The organism is Arthrobacter sp. H41, assembly GCF_000520535.1.
In the GTDB taxonomy this organism is placed as follows: Bacteria; Actinomycetota; Actinomycetes; order Actinomycetales; family Micrococcaceae; genus Arthrobacter_D.
In genome coordinates, this window is the sequence record NZ_KI914770.1 from 1 (window position 1) to 1,096 (window position 1,096).

General features: G+C 67.4%; 4 pseudogenes. All 4 read left to right on the forward strand.

The features are described 5' to 3' along the window. Positions 1-238: pseudogene (locus Y705_RS17090) on the forward strand (ATP-binding domain-containing protein); the annotation flags it as partial. 13 nt (positions 239-251) lie between these two features. Then, positions 252-545: pseudogene (locus Y705_RS20985) on the forward strand (tyrosine--tRNA ligase); the annotation flags it as partial. Positions 546-552: 7 nt separating this feature from the next. Next, positions 553-786, forward strand: a pseudogene (locus Y705_RS0103465) (AAA family ATPase); the annotation flags it as partial. Positions 787-799: 13 nt separating this feature from the next. Continuing rightward, positions 800-1,096, forward strand: a pseudogene (locus tag Y705_RS20990) (tyrosine--tRNA ligase); the annotation flags it as partial.

Here is a 1,096-nt window from a genome sequence, read left to right on the forward strand (position 1 = left end):
GCCGGTATACGGCTCGCGGGTCGGCACCGGTGCGGGCGGCCCGGGCCAGGACATCGTGGTCATTTCCCCGCGCGGCTCCAAGGGCCTCGAGTTCGACGGCGTCACCATCCTCGAGCCGCAGCTCATGCTCGATTCCGCCAGCGCCCGCGTCGGCGATTTGTATGTCGCCATGACGCGTCCCACCCAGCGGCTGAGGCTGATTACCACAGGCCAGATCCCGGAGGGGATCGAGGGCTGATAATTTGGATGCTGTGCCGCAGCAACCAGAATCCCCAGTCCGGAATAAAACCGCCCAGCAGAACGACCCCTCCTTCTCAAACGTCTGGCAGGAGCTGCGTTGGCGCGGCCTCGTGCAGGTGTCCACCGACGAAACCGAACTCGAGGCGCTCCTCGCGGGGGATCCCACCGTGTTCTACTGCGGATTCGATCCGACGGCACCGAGCCTCCACCTCGGGAACCTGGTCCAGCTCCTGACCATGCGGCGGCTTCAGCTCGCCGGGCACCGGCCCCTCGCGCTGGTCGGCGGCTCCACCGGCCTGGTCGGCGGAGCCGGTATACGGCTCGCGGGTCGGCACCGGTGCGGGCGGCCCGGGCCAGGACATCGTGGTCATTTCCCCGCGCGGCTCCAAGGGCCTCGAGTTCGACGGCGTCACCATCCTCGAGCCGCAGCTCATGCTCGATTCCGCCAGCGCCCGCGTCGGCGATTTGTATGTCGCCATGACGCGTCCCACCCAGCGGCTGAGGCTGATTACCACAGGCCAGATCCCGGAGGGGATCGAGGGCTGATAATTTGGATGCTGTGCCGCAGCAACCAGAATCCCCAGTCCGGAATAAAACCGCCCAGCAGAACGACCCCTCCTTCTCAAACGTCTGGCAGGAGCTGCGTTGGCGCGGCCTCGTGCAGGTGTCCACCGACGAAACCGAACTCGAGGCGCTCCTCGCGGGGGATCCCACCGTGTTCTACTGCGGATTCGATCCGACGGCACCGAGCCTCCACCTCGGGAACCTGGTCCAGCTCCTGACCATGCGGCGGCTTCAGCTCGCCGGGCACCGGCCCCTCGCGCTGGTCGGCGGCTCCACCGGCCTGGTCGGCGAT